Origin of the sequence: Streptomyces sp. NPDC007162, from assembly GCF_040634175.1 — a bacterium.
Lineage (GTDB): Bacteria > Actinomycetota > Actinomycetes > Streptomycetales > Streptomycetaceae > Streptomyces.
The window spans coordinates 1-1,018 of the sequence record NZ_JBEYFC010001073.1; the positions used below are offsets into that span (position 1 = coordinate 1).

Annotated in this window: 2 protein-coding genes; both read right to left on the bottom strand. The window is 66.0% G+C overall.

Translation table 11 applies throughout. The annotated features are described in order from the left end of the window. Positions 1-121 precede the first annotated feature (121 nt). A complete protein-coding gene (locus ABZ646_RS47245) occupies positions 122-496 on the bottom strand; it encodes a hypothetical protein (RefSeq protein ID WP_360534120.1) in 375 nt (124 codons plus the stop codon). 185 nt (positions 497-681) lie between these two features. Continuing rightward, positions 682-1,018 (bottom strand): DUF664 domain-containing protein (locus tag ABZ646_RS47250; RefSeq protein WP_360534123.1); only part of this gene is annotated, 337 nt, incomplete at its 5' end.

The window sequence follows — 1,018 nt, forward strand, 5'->3', positions numbered from 1 at the left end:
GTTGATCGGATCGGCTCCAGGAGGGCACGTGGAAGGCACACCTTCCGGGATCATGCTGATGTGGTCACTTGAAGAAGTCTTCACATCGTGGGCGCACGAAACCCCGGGCCCTGGAGGACGCCTAGACCTCGAGTTGTTCCTCGACCCGCCTGAGCTGGTGACGGGCCATGGCCAGGTTCGAGCGCTCCTTGTCGAGAACCAGATACAGGAACAAACCGTTGCCGCTGCGGCCGGTGATGAGGCGGATGAGGTGATACTGGCTCTCCAGCGTGATCAGGATGTCCTCGATCCGGCTCTTCAGACCCAGCTCCCCCATCGTGCGCACCTTGGCGCGGATCACATCCGTGTTCCCTGCCGCGGCGATGGTCAGATCGAGGTCCTTGCCACCGCCCAGCGTCCCCAGGGCCATGCCGCTCGTGTAATCGACGACGGCCGCTCCCAGCGCCCCCTCGGTCCCGGTCATCATTTCCTTCAGTGACACTTCCACACTCGCCATAGCGGCGCCTCCCCTTTGGATGTCGGTTCGGGAAGGGACCGTAGGCCCGGCACTGCGATGCCGGTGCTCCGTCTCCGAGTCTGACGCATATTGACCGGGCAATTGCATGACCAGTTCGTTTGAACGGCGGCAACTGAACTGAAAGAAGGAGCATGCCGACCACTTGCCGGGTCTGGTGGCAGGGCTCACCCGGCACGTATCTGCTCGCGCAGGATGTCGGCGTGCCCGCAGTGGTGGGCCAGCTCGCGCAGGACCTGCAAGTAGACCCAGCGCAGTGTGCGCGGGCCGGCCCGGTGGCCGGTCACGACGGCGTCCAGCGGCAGCCCGGCGACCACCGCGCGGGCCCTCGCGCAGGCCTCCCGGTGGGCTGTCGTGACGGAGGCGACGGTGTCGTCGGCGGCGAGCCGGAAGGACTCGTCCGGGGTCTGCACCAGTCCGAGCTCTCGTCGGGGCGTGCCGCCGACGCACTCCTCGAACCAGATGCGTTGCATCCAGGTGACGTGCTTGAGCAGCCCGAGCAAC

Excerpts from the sequence above, each read along its gene's own strand:
- ABZ646_RS47245 (WP_360534120.1), bottom strand. The coding sequence starts at position 496 with ATGGCGAGTGTGGAAGTGTCACTGAAGGAAATGATGACCGGGACCGAG.